We start from the raw sequence: 15,770 nt of genomic DNA on the forward strand, positions 1-15,770 counted from the left end.
GTCGTTGTACCCAAAAACGGGTTTGAACAGGTGTTTTAGTTGTCAAAGATACGTTCAATTAAGAGTGTTTTGCCTGATGGCGAGTTGATTATTGCGGTTTACTACCTAACATTTTGCCTAGAACCGGTCGCAATCCTCCTCAGAACCTGAAGTAGATGAACGGGTTGAACGTGCCGGCCACCACGCTCAGGACCGACAGCGCGAGCAGCGCGAGCGCGCCGGCGTCGGCGGCCACCGCCAGGGCGCACACGGCGCGGCGGGCGGCGGGCGGGGCGCCCTCGGGCAGGGAGTCGACCCACGCCTGGCCGTCGCAGAGGCCCTCGACCGAGCTGCGCCGGGGGTCGGGCAGGTCGCGGGCGAGGAAGCCCCGCGCGCTCGGGCCGCCCGCGCGCTCGACCACCTTGGCCCGCACCCACGGGAGCACGGGCGTGCTGGCCACCGCGCACAGCAGGAGCATCGGCCAGTAGGCCCACGCCCCGAGCTCCCACATGGTGGAGGACCCCGTGGCCCCGTATGCGCCGCCGAGGGCCAGGAGGTACTGGCCGAACGCGGCGGGGTCCTCTATCCAGAACACGAGCCAGCCGAACATGACCGCGGCCATCCCGTAGGCGTGCCGGAGCGCGGAGGGCAGCCGCTCAAGTTTGCGCAGGAGCCAGGTCTTCTCCAGGACGAGGAGCGCCCCGTAGAACAGGCCCCAGAGCACGAAGTTCCACGCCGCGCCGTGCCAGACGCCCGTGAGGGCCCACACGACCATGAGGTTCAGCAGCCACCTCGCCCTGCCGCAGCGGTTGCCGCCCAGGGGGATGTAGACGTAGTCGCGGAAGAACGACCCCAGCGAGACGTGCCAGCGCCGCCAGAACTCGGTGGCCGACTTGGAGATGTAGGGGTAGTTGAAGTTGCGCAGGTAGCGGAACCCGAACATCATCCCCAGGCCGATGGCCATGTCGGAGTACCCGCTGAAGTCGAAGTAGATCTGGAACGTGTAGGCGACGAGGCCGGCCCACGCGCCGACGGCGCCGACGGAGGAACCCCCCCCCGCCAGCATCTGGTCGGCGAGGATCGCGACCGTGTTGGCGAGCAGGCACTTCTTGGCCAGCCCGACCGCGAACAGCCGCACGCCCTGGGCGAACCCGCGCAGCGTCTCTACCCTGCCCTCGACCTGCTCCTCGATGGTGGAGTAGCGCACGATGGGGCCGGCGACCAGCTGCGGGAACATCGCCACGTACATGCCGAGGTAGAGAGCGTTGCGCTGCGGCGCCACCTGGCCGCGGTACACGTCGACGACGTAGCTCACGGCCTGCAGCGTGTAGAAGCTTATGCCTATGGGCAGCGGCAGCTCCAGGTCGGGGACGAGCGGAAAGCCGATGAGCGCGTTGGCGCTCCGGGCGAGGAAGCCCTCGTACTTGAAGAACCCGAGCACGGCGAGGTTGAACGCGAGGGCGGCGATGAGCCAGGCGCGCCTCCCCGGGCGGCCCTCCCCGACGCGGAGCCCGAAGAGCCAGCTGGCCGCCATCGAGGCGACCATGAGGGCCACGTAGGCGGGCTCGCCCCACGCGTAGAACACGAGGGAGGCCGCGAGCAGAAGGACGTTCTTGGCCGCGCGGCCCGGGACGGCGAAGTACGCCGCGAGCACCGCGGGGAGGAAGAGGAACAGGAACACGGCGCTGGAGAAGACCACTACGAGACGCCCCCTCGCCCGAGCTCCTCGTCGGCCACGGCCGCGAGGTAGCGCCCGTAAGCGGTCTTCGCGAGCGCCTCGCCGAGTTCGCGGAGCCTATCCGCGCCGATGAAGCCGCGCCTGTAGGCTATCTCCTCCACGCAGGCCACGTAGAAGCCCTGCCTGGACTGCACGGCCTCCACGTACTCGGCGGCCTTGAGCAGGCCCTCCGGAGTCCCGGTGTCCAGCCACGCCATGCCGCGCCCCATGAGCTCGACCCTGAGCTCGCCGGCCTCGAGATAGGCGCTGTTGACGCTCGTGATCTCGAGCTCGCCGCGCGCGGAGGGCTCCACGCCCGCTGCTATCTCGCACACGCGGGGGTCGTAGAAGTACAGGCCCGGCACCGCGTAGCTGCTCTTCGGATTCTCCGGCTTCTCCTCGATGCCGACGACGCGCCCCGCGGAATCGAACTCCACCACGCCGAAGGCGCGGGCGTCCCTGACGGGGTAGCCGAACACGACGGCGCCGCCCTCGGACTCGACCCTGCCCCTGGCGCGCAGGAGGACGCGGGTGAGGTCGTGCCCGTGGAACACGTTGTCGCCGAGCACGAGCGCGCAGCAGTCGCCGCCGATGAAGCCGCGCCCGATGACGAAGGCCTGCGCTAGCCCGTCGGGATGGTCCTGGACGGCGTAGCTGATCCTCATGCCCAGGTCGGAGCCGTCGCCGAGCAGCCTCTCGTAGGCGCCCACGTCGTCGGGTGTGGATATGACCAGCACCTCGCGTATGCCGGCGAGCATGAGCACGGACAGCGGGTAGTACACCAGCGGCTTGTCGTACACCGGCAGCAGCTGCTTGCTGACCGCCTTGGTCACGGGGTAGAGCCGGGTGCCCGACCCTCCCGCGAGTATCATTCCCTTCATGATTCCACCCTCATGTCTCCTATGTACTTCTCAAGAACCGAGACGGGGAACCTTCTCCCCGTCGACCTGAAGTCGCTGCCGATGACCTCGTCGGCGAGGTCTATGACCGTGTTCGCGCACGGCGCAGGCACTCCGAGCTGGAGCGCCAAGTCAGCCAGAGGGACGAGCCCGTTCGGTACGTCCTCGAGGACATACCTGCACCGAATCGTCGGAGGAGCGTCTATCTCCCTGTAGGCCGGGTTGTTCCGTATGCACTCGAGGATCCCCTCACCCTCGACACCGTACACCCTGCGCATCCAATCCGCCGTGGACTCCACCTCGAAGCCCAGGGCTCGGGCCACCGCGATGCGCTCGCGGTCGAGTCTCTCTATGAAGCCCGCTATGCTCGGTGAGATGCCATGGTAGTAGTACTTGAAGTCGACGTCCTCCGTCTCGATCCACCCACAGTTCAAGAGCACGGGAGCGCAGTGGAGGATCATCCCTACGTTGCCGAGCGAGGTGATGGCGACCGAGGAGACCGGCTCGAAGTGGGGGGCGAGGCATGCCGGCAGCGCCGCCATAACGACGTCCATGTCGTCTCCCAGGGTCGCGATTCTGACGCCGTCCTTGATAGCGTGGATCACCGCATTGCCCTCGGTGTCCCTTCGGCACGTGTAGGCTATCGTCTGAGTCTCCGCGATGTGGGGCAGGGACTTCACCCCACTGGCGAGAAGCTCCTGGGCGAACTCGATGGCGCCGAACGTCCTCCCCGGGTTCAGGACGACGACCATGTCCTCGTGAACGAAGGGGGCGAGCCGCCTCGCGACGTCCTTGTGCGCGCTGCTCGGCGTCGCCACCATGATGAGGTCGCCGACGACCTCGTCTATCACGTCAGACGCCGCCTTGATCTTGCCGACGCCGCTCACCACGCCCGTACATCTTATCTCGAGGGTGCGCGCGACCTCCGCGATGTTCCCGAGTGTCCTGTTCCAGAGCGTCACTCCATGCCCGCTGATGGCGAGGTGCGCCGCCATGGACAGCCCCTGGTGGCCAGCGCCGCAGACGAACACCGGCCCACGGCACTGGCCGTGGCTGTGCTGAGCCGTCTCGTCCATCAGGCCAACGCCCCGACGTGCCGTCCAAGCTCTACGGCCGCGCTCTCCGCAGCCGCCTCCCTCGCCTCCCTCTCCTCGAGGCGCGCCAAGCGCCTCGACTCGTCAAGGACCTCCCCCGTCTCCCTGTCGACAGCGACGCACGTCCCGTCGCGCAGGGCGGTGACGAGATCACCCTTGAACTTCCCGCCCTTCACGATGTGGACGGCGTCCACGAAGCCCTCCTTGATGGCGTCGGCGAGTACGTCCGAGCTTGCGAGCGGGTCGTCCACGTACGCGTACTTGTCGCAGATGAACCCGAGAAGCGTCTTCGCCTCGGCGACAAGCTCGTCCTTTCTCGCGAGGATCGCGGGGTCCTTGTCGATCGAGAAGGACTCCCCGAGCGTATGCCGGATCACGCCGCGGACGATCTTGCAGCTCTCGACGACCTCCTCGGGGCCGGCTGCGTGGTCGGCCTCGCAGTAGCCCACGACGTGGATTATGTGCGGCTCTAGGCACATCTGCATGAAGGTTGAGGCCGCGAGCTGGCCCTTGGCGACACAGGGGTCGGCATTGAACAGGGGCAGCCCCGCGCGCGTCTCCCTGTAGACGTGGAACCCGTCATCAGCGAGCGACTCGACCATCTCCCTCATGGCGAGCATCTTGGCCAGGTCCATGCCGAAGGAGAGCCCGCTCGGGTTGTTGAACATGTACTGCGAGATGTAGTGCTCGACCCCGAGCTTCTTCGCGTTGTACGCGCTGACGTAGGCCATCGCCACGGGGATCACGTCATGGGCGTCGCGAAGACCCCAGTGGTGCGGCTCGTTGATCTCCACGGGGATGCCGCGCCGGGCATGCCACCTGATCAGCTCTTGCGCCTCCCTGATCGACCCCTCGATCGGCCTCGTGCCCCTCCCGTCGAGCTCGTTGTACCATGACAGGGGGATGGCGGCCCATGCGTTATCTATCACGTCTGCCAAAAGCTCCGCGTACTCGAAGACGTCAGCCGTCCCCGAGTAGCAGCGCATGAGGGGGAAGTTGCCTGTCAGCGACGCCTCCTTGAGCCTCGCTAAGTCGTCGCGCGTCCGGACCGGCACCCCGCCGGCGCCGTCGAGCTCGGGGTTCATGTGCCGCTGGTCGAACAGGAACTGCTGGGCGTTCTGGTCGGTGCCGAGGGAGATCACGTCAAGAACCTTCGCCTCCGCGATGGCCCTGACCCCCTCCACCGTCTCCTCTACACTGGGCAAGCCGAAGTGGTGCCGCAGCACGGGGTAGGGGCGCGTCTTCGAGATCCTCTCAAGGAGCGTTCGCCCATAGCTCTCGGCGCCCCCGCCGGCGCCCTCCCCCCTTAGGAACCGAATGTTGTCGTTGATGTCGTCGAACCCGTCCGAGATGTAGGAGAACATCCCGTACCGCCTCGCGACGTCGGCGACGGGCTTGGTGCCCCCGAAGTCCCATATCGGGTCGTAGTCAAGATCCTGCGCCCTGCGCTCCACCTCGTCGAGCAGCGGCACGACGTTCTCCGGCGTCAGCCGGTAGCTGATCCCCACGATGGTGGGTCTCAGCCGCTCGATCTCCTCGAAGAGGCGGTCGACGGGCACCGCGGGGCCGAGGAAGTGGCACTCGTAGCCCTCCTTCTCCGCCAGCTGCAGGAAGTGGTAGACTCCCGCCACGTGCACGCAGTTGCCTATCGAGGCCCCCAGTATCGTCTTTTTCTTGGCATCGCTCATGTTCGTCATCTCCCATGTTTGCCCGACAGTCGGGCGATAACGGAGTAGTAGTTCTCCCTCACATGCGGGTACGTGCAGGCGGAGCAGTCTTTCGCGCCGTTCAGGTCGGCCCAGTCTCCCCCGCATCCCTCGTCGTGGTACAGGGGGCAGTAGCAGAACAGACAGTTGATGTGCTCAACGCCATGGCAGGGGTAGAACTCGCACTCCCTGTTCTCGAAGTACGCGTAGCCGCCGCCTTCCGCACCACTGCCGACGAGCTCGATCACCCGTGCCTCCCTCGTCGCGCCTCCGCGATATCGCCGTACTCGAGCAGATCCCTCCTGGCCATGTCCCCGCCGTCCGAGTCCGTCACGCGGCATGACCCCCAGACGGCGTCATGCTTCCTCCGGTAGTCCTCGAAGTCGTCGGCGACGAACACGACCGAGGCGACCCTATCACCGCTGGAGCCAACCGATCCGTCAAATGCAGTCCCTCGCCACTTGAGCAGATACGCGCCGTCGATGAGGCCCCTCTCCTCGCATTCGTCAAACCCCTCGAGGCGCTCGAACGTGCCCGACGAGCAATAGACGAACTCGTCGACGACCAGCTTGCCGCTGTCGAATACGCTCATATCGGGCCTCAAGCCCAAGATGACGTCAACGGTCGCCTTGATGACGTCGAACCCCATCGCAAGTTCGATCACCCTGTACTTCGTGCATCCGCCGGCGCGCGCGCTAAACTCGATGACGGACAGCCCCTCATCACTCGACAGCAGCTGGACGAGCATCGGGCCATCGCCGAGGGAGAAGGCTTCGGCGATGGCCTGAGCTATGCGCCCGACGTCCTCTCGGTGCCGGCCCCTCACCTCGGGAGAGCAGAACCCCCGACTGATTACGAAGCCGTCGCGGCTCCCTATCTTGTCGTTGCGGGAAACGCAGAGGACGTGCGCAACGCCGTCGCAGACAAAGCAGTCTGCCGAGAGCTCCTCGCCCTCGACATACTCCTCGACGATGGCCTCGCCGGTCCTGCTGAGCAGCTTTGCCTCTGCGATGGCACGCGCGAGCTCCTCGTCCGAGGCCACCTTCCGGACGCCCTTGGAGCTGTTGCAGTCGACGGGCTTCACCACGGCCGGGTAGCCGAAGCTCGCAGGGTCCTCGTCAGGGCGAATCGTCTTGTACCTGGCCGTCGGAATCCCGTTCTCGGAGAACACCTTCTTCATGAGAGCCTTGTTCGTCACGGCAAGGCCCGTTCGGGAGTCCACGTAGCAGGGCATACCGAGCTCCTCGGAGAGCAGCGAGACAGTGGCCAGCGCCTGGTCCGTGCAACAGGTCGCTATGAGGCCAACACCCTCGTCGACTGCGATCTTGCGCATCGCTTCTACGTCGAGCGTGCTCTCCTGGTAGAAGACGTCCGCGTGAGACCTCGCGACGGGACTCTCGTAGTAGTCGGCCAGAATCACCCGATACCCTCGGCTCCTCAGGTCCTCTATGAGCCTTATCTGCGGCAGCCCGCCCGCCAGCACGAGGGCTTTCTTCATCGCGTGCACCCCCTCACGATCCCGCAGATCCTGTCCACGTCCGCGAGCGCCAGGTCGGCGTAGAGGGGCAGAGTCAGCACGTGAGCGGCCACCTCGCGCGCCACCGGCGTGTCGGCGGGGTCGAACATCCCTGCGTAGCAGGCGTAGCCGCTGACGAGCGGGTGGAAGTACTTGCGAGCGCCCACCCCCTCTTCTGCGAGCGCGTCGAGCACGTCGTCCCTGGTCGCGCTGAAGGCGCCCGGGTCGAACACGACGGGCATGTAGGCGTAGTTGTGCCTGACGCCCTCGGGCGGCGTGCAGACCTTCACGCCCGGAACGCCGTCCAGCAGCTCCCAGTAGCGCTCGGCGACCGCCTTGCGCTTCGCGATCTCCTCGTCCACGTGACGCAGGTTGCAAAGCCCCATCGCCGCGCAGAGCTCGTTCATCTTGGCGTTGCCGCCGGCGTACTCCACGTCCTCGGGGCCGGTGATGCCGAAGTTCTTCCACTGGTCGAGCACGGGCTTGAGCGCGGGGTCGGAAAAGCACACCGCTCCGCCCTCCACGGTGTTGAACACCTTGGTGGCGTGGAAGCTGAGCATGGAGGCGTCGCCGAAGGAGGCAGCTCCCCTCCACGTGCCGTCGGGCATGCGCCGCTCCACCCCGAAGGCGTGGGCCGCGTCGTAGATCACCTTGAGGTTGTGCTTCTCGGCGATCTCCTGGATCGCGTCGACGTCGCAGAGGTTCCCGTAGACGTGGACGGGCACGATCGCGCACGTCTCCTCGTCGACGAGCCTCTCAACACATTCGGGGTCCAACGTGTAGTCATCCGGCCTCACGTCGGCGAGCACGGGCGCGAGGCCCTTGCGGGTGATCGCGTGGGCGGTGCTCGCGAACGTGAACGGCGTGGTTATCACCTTGCGCCTGCCGTCCGACCCCAGCCCCAGCGCCTCGATCGCGCACTCGAGCGCCGAGTGCCCGTTGGTGAACAGGGCGATGCCGTCGACCTTGAGGCGCTCCTTGAGCGCCGCCTCGAGCTCCTTGTGCTTCTCGCCCATGTTGGTGAGCCAGTGCGACTCCCACAAAGGCGCTATCTCCTCGACGTACTCCTCCAGCGGCGGCATGGACGAGCGCGTCACCAGTACGCGGTTCTCCTTACCCACTCTCTCCCTCTCTTCGGTTGTCAATGTGCTTTTACCCAAAACAGATGAGTTCAGTTGATGCCACGGCCTAGCCCTCCGCGCGATGCTTCCTCCCCGCGACGATCTCGCGGGCCGTGGCCAGCAGGTACTCGAGGGCCTCGACGCGGAGGAGCCTGGAGAGCCCCAGGTACGCCGCACCCATCACGAGCGCCTGCAGAATGATCGTCGCCGCATCGGGCAGGGCGAAGAGACTCACCGGCCACGCGAGCGCCGCCGACGCAGCCGACAAAGCCACCCCCGGGGCTATGTCGCGCAGCTGCTCGGCGTACGAGTAGCCGACCACGCGCTTGCTGGGATACGCGTTCACGAACGTGGAGATCACCCCCGTCACCAGGTAGCTCCCCACCATGAGGTAGACGTCCTGGAGCACGAAGGCCGTGACCAGCAGGAAGGCGACGCCGTAGGCCTTCTTGACCAGCTCGAGCTTCAGGAACAGATCGCTTCTCCCCATGGCGTTCAGGGCCTGCAGGTTGGTAGTGTGGATGGGCAGGAGCGCATAGGTGAGGCAGTAGACCTGCATGAAGAACACGCAGGGCAGCCACTGCTCCCCCAAGAGCATCCTCACGAGCGGCTCTGCGCACAGCGCGAACAGCGTCATGCACGGCATGACGAGGTAGCACGAGGTCTTGAGCGCGCGGCGCACGAGGCGCCTCACGTAGGAGAGGTCGTCCTGCACGCGGGAGACGGCCGACAGCATCACCGGCTGTATGGCGCCGTCGAGCACGGAGCCCAAGGCTTGTGGATAGCGATTGCCCTGCGAGACGTAGCCGAGCTGGGAGGCCGAGAACTGCTTGCCGATGACGAGGTCGGAGAGCGACCGGTAACCTGTGTCGAGCAATCCCGAGGCGAGGAGCTTCCATCCGAAGGAGAAGAGCTCGCACGCCCGCGACACTCGAAACACGAGGTGCGGCCTCCAGGGAACCTGAGCTGCAAGAACGAGACAGTTGACTATCTGGTAGGAGAGCTGCTGGGCGACGAGCGCCCAGAGGCCCGCACCAGCGATCGCCGCGGCTATCCCCACGGCCCCGCTTGCGACCACCGACGCCACGGTCGCCGTGAACACCTTGCGGAACTCGAGCTCACGCTGCACCCAGGCCACCTGCACGGCATTGTACGCGTTCACGACTAGGACGAGCGCGAGGGCTCGCAGGGGCCAGGCGAGGTGCCCCATGTGATAGAAGGCGGCCACGGCGGGCGCGGCGAGGAACACGGCGGCGTAGAGAACGGCGGAGACCGCCAGCGACATCCAGAACACCGTGGAGAAGTCGCCCTCGTCGGCCTCGGACGACTGCACGAGCGCCGTGTTGAGCCCCGACTGCACGATCACGTTGCCCACGTTGACGAACACCAGCATGATCGCCAGCGCCCCGAAGTCGTCCGGCGCGAGCAGCCTCGCCATGACAACCTGCACGACGAGCTCGATGACCGCGCGACCACCGCGCTCAAAGAACTTCCAAAGGAGAGCCGAAACGGTTCTCCTCTTCATCGTCCCTTCGACCTGCATCAGGCCTTGCCAGCACCCTTGCCAGAAAGGGGCAGAGCCCAGTCCGGCAGGTCTTTCGTGGATCTGGAGACAAGGGTGCCCGCCCTCTTGGCATTCCGTATCGCATACGCCCTCCCCACGAATCTCTGGGCGTTTGGCGGCAGGTAGCGCCTCGTCATCGCCTTCGCTATCGTTTTCCCGCTCGTCGCCTCTTTAAACAGCCGAGGCAATCTGATCGCCCCGCCCGCAAAGAGCGCTGTGAGCACCTCCTCGCCGAGCAAATCAAGCTGAAACTTCTTACGCGCCTGAATAGAGGTTGTGTACTTGCCGGGGTTTCTGCTCTCGACCTGATCTAAGGCCCCGACGTAGGCTCGGCAATAGCCCTCTTGCGCCTTAGCATCAATTCCGCTATGCCGCACGCTCCACGACCCCCTGGACATCAGCCTGTAGACGGACATCGGCTCGGCAATCCAGGCGACGTCACCTTTCGACGCCAAGTCCATCAGGTAGAAATGATCGCCAACCGGAGCCCCAGCGAAACCCTCTCCTAGCAGCTCTTTCCTGAAGAACATGGAGGCCGTGGGGTTGATCCTGCCCCCACCTTCGATGACCACGTCCTCCATACTCTTCATGCGGTTTCCCGAAGAGGACTCGGAGAGAAAGAGGCAGTTGTGCCCATAGTCTACTACGAGAGCATTATGCACGCACAGCGACACACCAGGATTGGAAGCCATCAGGTCATGCTGGACCTGGAGCTTCTTCGCCGATATCCAGTAGTCGTCCCCCTCGCATAATGCGACGAACCTCCCACGGGCAGCAGGGAGGGCATAATCACGTATGCCGCCCTTTCCCAGCGAGAGCTGGTTCTTGGTTTGCAAAATCGGCATTATTAGATTCGGGTATCTTTCCGCGTACTCGCAGACAACGTCCGCGGTTCCGTCGGTCGAGGCGTCATCGTGCACGATGACTTCGTAGGAAAAGTCGGTCTCCTGGTTCACGAACCCGTCAAGAGCATCCTGTATGTAATCAACTTGGTTATACGTAATGCAAATGACTGAGACTTCTGGTTTCACAAGCTCTCTCTTTTCGCAATTTGTTTTATCCGCCTATTCTCAAATAGGGAAGGTATCTATTGTTACAGTAAAGGTATATATCACTTTGATTGAAAATAGTTATGTACGGATAATTCCAAACTGTCACATAGGAATAATACGGCCCTTGATCAACGAAGGAACTAATATTCTTCACGGTCATGACTCCAACCATGAGAAGCACGCTCAACATGAGCGGCATAACCAACTTAGAAGCGCCTTGGCTGGCCAGAATGGGGATGATCGCTATCTCTAGGGCTAGCAATGGCGCAGCAAGCCTGCTGGCTATAAGGTCGTTTCCCATACAAATCGAGTATAGGGCAAGTCCCACAATATAGACCTTGAGCAACAAAGAAGGAGCATCGCTGCCATCCTTCTTCTCTGCCGAGTTCTTTACTGAAAAGTGCATCATATATATGAGTGAGGCCATCACCACTCGATAAAGCACCGCAACCGGAGAAAAAGTGCCTCCAGAGTATGTCGCCAAAGCTGTTGGCAAAATCGCTCCAAGGAAGGGGGCGACAGCGACGCCAAAAACAACACTCACACCTAGAACGCCGCTCAGCGACCTAAAGGACAGGCGCGTTGCGATCAGGGGGACAGCTAAAACAATAGCTATGGAGTGAATAGAGCACAGAAGAGCAATGAGGAGGCAATACCGAACCGCCCTGCCTTCTCTCAATAAATCAATCATGATGCCAAGAAACACGGCAATGACCAAGCCTTGCCTCATGACAGAGAAAAAGTAGACGAGGTAGACCACAGGGAAGGCAAGCAGCAAGCTTAGTGAGCCATTTGGCGAATAACGACGAACAAATCGGCCCAGCAAAGCCATGTCAACCAGCGACAACGCAACGGACAGCTCAACGTAGCCAAAACCAAGCGCCTTCCATATGTTGTTGAGAACCTTCCAGCCAAGCTCAGCGTGAACGCCTTTCGTATAAAAGTAACTGCCAAAGTCAACAACGTCGGGTGCGCATGCGAAAATGTAGTTATAGCTGAGCCAGTCTGTTCCTTGCCCAAACCTCAGCGTCAAAAACAACGTGAGGACGAGGAAGCTGATCGCAAAGCAAATGTTCGACCACTTCGAAGATGCTCCTAGGGCGGCGAGCAGAACCATAATGATCCCCAGGACAATGTAGGGGCTCACGCTGTCACGCTTTCCGAAGACGCAACGCTTCGAAGCAGCGCCATGGTCACAATTCCCTCGCGAGCTTCGCCAAAGCCAGCCACCGACAGTGATAGAGGATCCTTGGTGGTCTCTGCGGACCCACCGACATCATACGTGACAACCAGCGTGCCGCAGGCTTCGGCCTCCAGGTTGACGGTGGGATAGTTGTCCTCCTTCGTGGGGTTGAAGAACATGTCTGCAGCCGAGTAGATGACTGCAAGCTCCTGCGGCGAGGAGACGCGTTCAAGGCCGATGATCCCTCTGGGAAGAGATCTGATCTGCTTCTTCGTAAGCCCAACGATAACGATGACGTAATTCTCATCAAGCTCGTTGCTCAGACGCAGGAAGTCGCCCAGCCCCTTGCGCTCGGTCCAAGGGCTCGCGACGCCGAGAATCATGAAACGGTCGCCTATGCCGCATCGCTCGCGGAAGTCGCTCGGGGTGGGCTTGAACACGCTCCTGTCCACGACGTTGTGGCGCACCTCGACGGGATAATTGGACAGGAAGCTCTGCCTGACCAACCCCTCCAGCCAGTGCGACGGAACGATCAGCGTCATGCGGTCGGCGGGGATCGAGTTGAAGATGTGTCTCTTGTCCTCGAAGTTCCTCGCGCAGGAGCGCTTGGAGAGGGTCTTCGGGTATGTGGACAGCTGGCGGCAGGGCTCCTCGTACGCGCAGTGGGACTTCCATTGCGCACACTTCACATATGTGAAGTACGCGCAATGGCCCGTGAACGCCCAGCAGTCATGCAGCGTCCACCTCACCTGGCAGCGATGTTCGGCGAGCCATCCGAAAAGCATCTCGACGTTCACGTAGTAGCCGTGCAGGTTGTGCAGGTGCACCACGTCGGGGTCGATCTCGTCGAGCCTCGCGAGCAGCCGGCAAGTCGCCGCCTTGGAGTGAAATCCCGCGCGCCCGTCCAGGCGGGTCTGGAGAACGTCGAGGTAGAATTCGGGCTTCGAGCCGAAGTTGAACCCATGGTCGTCCTCGGCGTCGCGGCCGCGCCCCCAGCAGGCGAAGGACTCGACGCCCCTCTCGAGCAGCTCGCGGTGCAGCCTCGTCATGATGCCGCCCGTGGAGCCGTTGGGCACGCTGTTGACCTGCGCGTATCGCAGGGGGCGGCCGAGGCCCTCGCCCAGCGCGAGCGCCTCGTCGACGAGGGCGTCGGTCGTCAGCGTGTCGCCGGGCTCCGTCACAGCGGCTTCCTCCACACCATCTTGTTCACCACTCCCGTGTAGGACTGGATGACCTTGACCACCTTGTCGGAGACGTCCTCGTCCGAGTAGTCGGGGACCGGGGCTGCGTGCAGGCCGTCGCGCTCCATGGCGACGGCGAGCTCCACCGCCTGCAGGAGCCCCCTCTCGTCGATGCCGGAGAGCACGAAGCACGCCTTGTCGAGCGCCTCGGGGCGCTCGGTGGAGGTGCGTACGCACACCGCCGGGAAGGGCTGCCCGACGCTCGCGAAGAATGCGGACTCCTCGGGCAGGGTCCCCGAGTCGGACACCACGCAGAAGGCGTTCGCCTGCAGGCAGTTGTAGTCGTGGAACCCGAGTGGCTCGTGCATGCGCACCAGGGGGTGCAGCTCGAAGCCGGAGGATTCCAGGCGCTTGCGGCTCCTGGGGTGGCAGCTGTAGAGGACCGGCATATCATACTTCTCAGCCATCCTGTTGATAGCCCCGAACAGGCTCTCGAAGTTGGCTTGCGTGTCGATGTTCTCCTCGCGGTGGGCCGACAGCAGGACGTACCCGCCCCTCTCGAGGCCGAGCCTCTCGTGGACGTCGCTCGCGTTGATCTTCTCTAAGTTCCTATGGAGCACCTCGGCCATGGGGGAGCCCGTCACGTAGGTGCGCTCCGGGGCGCAGCCCGTGTCCTTGAGGTAGCGCCTGGCGTGCTCGGAGTAGGCGAGGTTGACGTCGGAGATCACGTCGACGATGCGCCTATTCGTCTCCTCGGGCAGGCACTCGTCCTTGCAGCGGTTCCCTGCCTCCATGTGGAAGATGGGGATGTGCAGGCGCTTCGCGCCGATGACCGACAGGCAGCTGTTGGTATCACCCAGAACCAAGACTGCGTCCGGCTTCACCTCCGCCATGAGCTTATAGCTCTTCGCAATGATGCTACCCATGGTCTCGCCCAAGTCATTTCCCACGGCGTCAAGATACACGTCGGGGTCGTCAAGCTCCAGGTCACGGAAGAACACGCCGTTGAGGGAGTAGTCATAGTTCTGGCCCGTGTGGGCGAGCAGGCAGTCGAAGTACCTGCGGCACTTCTTGATCACCTCGGACAGGCGGATGATCTCGGGACGCGTGCCCACGATGATCAGGAGCTTTAGTCTTCCGTCATTCTTGAAGGATGTCACAGGCCTACACCGCCTCATAGTAGGTGTCGGGATGACTTGGGTCGAAGACCTCGTTGCAGGTCATTACGGTGACCAAGTCCTCGGTATCGGAGAGGTTGGTTATGCTGTGGGTCCAGCTGGGAATCATGCGAACTGCTTCAATTTGGTCGCCTGACACTTCAAACTCGACGATCTCGCCAGTATTGATATTGCGCTCCCGAATGAGCCCGTGGCCCTTGACCACGATGAAAAGCTCCCACTTGGAGCTATGCCAGTGCTGACCCTTGGTAATGCCAGGCTTGGTTATGTTGATAGACACCTGGCCACAATCTTGGGTATGCACAAGCTCAGTGAAGCTGCCACGGCTGTCGACGTTCATGCGCAGAGGGTACTTGAACTTGTCTGTCGGAAGGTACGTAAGATACAAGCTGTAGAGCTTCTTCTCGAAGGAGCCCTCAGGCATGGACGGCATCATGAGGGTCTCGGGGCTTGCCTTGAACTCCCGCAGCAGCTCAACGATGCGTCCCAAGGTCACTTTGTGAGTGGTCGGCACGTAGCAGAAGCATCCTGTTTCAGCAGGAACAACCTTAATGCCTTCATATTCACAATGCTGCTCTTTGCCTTCCAGCAGGTCGAGCATGCCCTGCACGAGGTCGTCTATGTAGAGAAGCTCGAGCTCCACGCTAGGATCGTTGACGGTGTAAGGTTGATCATTGGCAGTCGCCCAGCAGAAGGTGGACACTGCTGAGTTGTAGTTGGGGCGGGAGTGTCCCATGAGGTTGGGGAAGCGGTAGACGGCCACCTTGGCTCCGGCTTCTTTCGCATAGTCGAAGAACAGCTCTTCTCCCGCTTTCTTGCTCTTGCCATAGTCACTATCCCCGAAACGGCCCGATAAGGTTGCCTGAATGCTGGAAGACAGCATGATGGGAGCTTTGCTGTCAGCAGCTTTCAGCTCGCCTAACAGCTCGCTCGCAAACCCGAAGTTGCCCTCCATGAACTCGGCGGGATCTTCGGGCCTGTTCACGCCGGCGAGGTTGAACACGAAGTCACACTCCCGGCAGTACCTTTTGAGGTCCTCCGGCGTCGAGCCCAGGTCGTACTCGAAGACCTCTTCAATTCTCAAGTCGTGCCGTGTGCGGTCCTTGCCGTCACGGACGTTGCGCAAGGCGTTGCAAAGAGCCGTACCCACCATGCCCTTGGCTCCGGTGACGAGCACTTTCACGCTACTGCACCGCCTCGTGCTCGCGACCCTCCAGGGCGAGCTGCACGTACTCCGCGGTCTTTATCTTCTCAACCGTGCCCGCCACGTCGAGCCTTGTCGTGTTGTGGGAGGTGTATGCCTCCTCGGCCTGGGTCTTAACATCTCCCTCCACTACGAACTTGTCGTAGTTGAGGTCGCGGGTGTCGGCATGCACGCGGTAGTAGTCGCCCATGTCCTCAGCGCGAAGTCGCTCCTCGCAGGTCATGAGCGTCTCGTAGAGCTTCTCTCCGTGGCGAGTGCCGATGACGCGCGTGCCAGTGCGCCCGAACACCTCCTGCACGGCCTCGGCGAGGTCGCCCACGGTCGAAGCCGGGGCCTTCTGGACGAAAAGATCTCCAGGGTTCGCATGTTCGAAGGC

At 62.8% G+C, this 15,770-nt stretch carries 14 protein-coding genes; all 14 read right to left on the minus strand.

All coding sequences use genetic code 11. The annotated features are described in order from the left end of the window. Nucleotides 1-139 precede the first annotated feature (139 nt). The gene (locus G7Y50_RS11365) at nucleotides 140-1,678 is read right to left on the minus strand and encodes an MBOAT family protein (RefSeq protein WP_165056698.1); all 1,539 of its coding nucleotides are present in this window, start codon (nucleotides 1,676-1,678) and stop codon (nucleotides 140-142) included. Then, nucleotides 1,678-2,577 carry a glucose-1-phosphate thymidylyltransferase RfbA gene (rfbA, locus tag G7Y50_RS11370; RefSeq protein WP_165056699.1) on the minus strand — a complete coding sequence of 300 codons (900 nt, stop codon included), beginning with the start codon at nucleotides 2,575-2,577 and terminating at the stop codon, nucleotides 1,678-1,680. The genes G7Y50_RS11365 and rfbA overlap by 1 nt, the downstream gene beginning before the upstream one ends. Further along, entirely contained in the window at nucleotides 2,574-3,671 is a 1,098-nt protein-coding gene (locus G7Y50_RS11375) for an NAD/NADP-dependent octopine/nopaline dehydrogenase family protein (protein ID WP_165056700.1), read from the minus strand. Before G7Y50_RS11375 ends, rfbA begins: the two co-directional genes overlap by 4 nt. After that, nucleotides 3,671-5,377, minus strand: coding sequence for a cobalamin B12-binding domain-containing protein (locus tag G7Y50_RS11380; protein ID WP_165056701.1), 1,707 nt, complete (start codon nucleotides 5,375-5,377; stop codon nucleotides 3,671-3,673). Before G7Y50_RS11380 ends, G7Y50_RS11375 begins: the two co-directional genes overlap by 1 nt. Nucleotides 5,378-5,382: 5 nt before the next feature. Beyond that, the gene (locus G7Y50_RS11385; protein ID WP_206214850.1) at nucleotides 5,383-5,643 is read right to left on the minus strand and encodes a cysteine-rich small domain-containing protein; all 261 of its coding nucleotides are present in this window, start codon (nucleotides 5,641-5,643) and stop codon (nucleotides 5,383-5,385) included. After that, nucleotides 5,640-6,893, minus strand: a complete 1,254-nt coding sequence (locus G7Y50_RS11390) for an acetyl-CoA carboxylase biotin carboxylase subunit family protein (RefSeq protein ID WP_165056703.1) — start codon at nucleotides 6,891-6,893, stop codon at nucleotides 5,640-5,642. The genes G7Y50_RS11385 and G7Y50_RS11390 overlap by 4 nt, the downstream gene beginning before the upstream one ends. Continuing rightward, complete coding sequence (locus G7Y50_RS11395; RefSeq protein ID WP_206214851.1) at nucleotides 6,890-8,032, minus strand: DegT/DnrJ/EryC1/StrS aminotransferase family protein; 1,143 nt, start codon at nucleotides 8,030-8,032, stop codon at nucleotides 6,890-6,892. Before G7Y50_RS11395 ends, G7Y50_RS11390 begins: the two co-directional genes overlap by 4 nt. 67 nt (nucleotides 8,033-8,099) lie before the next feature. Then, entirely contained in the window at nucleotides 8,100-9,557 is a 1,458-nt protein-coding gene (locus tag G7Y50_RS11400) for a lipopolysaccharide biosynthesis protein (RefSeq protein WP_165057084.1), read from the minus strand. Nucleotides 9,558-9,574: 17 nt separating this feature from the next. Beyond that, entirely contained in the window at nucleotides 9,575-10,627 is a 1,053-nt protein-coding gene (locus G7Y50_RS11405) for a glycosyltransferase (protein ID WP_165056705.1), read from the minus strand. A gap of 25 nt (nucleotides 10,628-10,652) precedes the next feature. Further along, nucleotides 10,653-11,795: an EpsG family protein gene (locus G7Y50_RS11410; RefSeq protein ID WP_165056706.1), complete on the minus strand. Its 1,143-nt coding sequence runs from the start codon at nucleotides 11,793-11,795 to the stop codon at nucleotides 10,653-10,655. Then, the gene (locus G7Y50_RS11415; RefSeq protein WP_165056707.1) at nucleotides 11,792-13,012 is read right to left on the minus strand and encodes a glycosyltransferase; all 1,221 of its coding nucleotides are present in this window, start codon (nucleotides 13,010-13,012) and stop codon (nucleotides 11,792-11,794) included. Before G7Y50_RS11415 ends, G7Y50_RS11410 begins: the two co-directional genes overlap by 4 nt. Beyond that, nucleotides 13,009-14,172 carry a non-hydrolyzing UDP-N-acetylglucosamine 2-epimerase gene (wecB, locus tag G7Y50_RS11420; protein ID WP_241156643.1) on the minus strand — a complete coding sequence of 388 codons (1,164 nt, stop codon included), beginning with the start codon at nucleotides 14,170-14,172 and terminating at the stop codon, nucleotides 13,009-13,011. The genes G7Y50_RS11415 and wecB overlap by 4 nt, the downstream gene beginning before the upstream one ends. Before the next feature lie 4 nt (nucleotides 14,173-14,176). Further along, complete coding sequence (locus G7Y50_RS11425; protein WP_165056709.1) at nucleotides 14,177-15,373, minus strand: NAD-dependent epimerase/dehydratase family protein; 1,197 nt, start codon at nucleotides 15,371-15,373, stop codon at nucleotides 14,177-14,179. A 1-nt stretch (nucleotide 15,374) separates the two neighbouring features. Beyond that, the coding region (locus tag G7Y50_RS11430) for a polysaccharide biosynthesis protein (RefSeq protein WP_165057085.1) at nucleotides 15,375-15,770 on the minus strand (396 nt) is incomplete at its 5' end.

The organism is Adlercreutzia sp. ZJ176 (assembly GCF_011038975.1).
Classification (GTDB): Bacteria; Actinomycetota; Coriobacteriia; order Coriobacteriales; family Eggerthellaceae; genus CAAEEV01.

Bases quoted from the DNA above. Each gene is read 5' to 3' on its own strand.
- rfbA (WP_165056699.1), bottom strand. From the start codon at position 2,577: ATGAAGGGAATGATACTCGCGGGAGGGTCGGGCACCCGGCTCTACCCC.
- G7Y50_RS11375 (WP_165056700.1), bottom strand. From the start codon at position 3,671: ATGGACGAGACGGCTCAGCACAGCCACGGCCAGTGCCGTGGGCCGGTG.
- G7Y50_RS11380 (WP_165056701.1), bottom strand. From the start codon at position 5,377: ATGAGCGATGCCAAGAAAAAGACGATACTGGGGGCCTCGATAGGCAAC.
- G7Y50_RS11390 (WP_165056703.1), bottom strand. From the start codon at position 6,893: ATGAAGAAAGCCCTCGTGCTGGCGGGCGGGCTGCCGCAGATAAGGCTC.
- G7Y50_RS11400 (WP_165057084.1), bottom strand. From the start codon at position 9,557: ATGAAGAGGAGAACCGTTTCGGCTCTCCTTTGGAAGTTCTTTGAGCGC.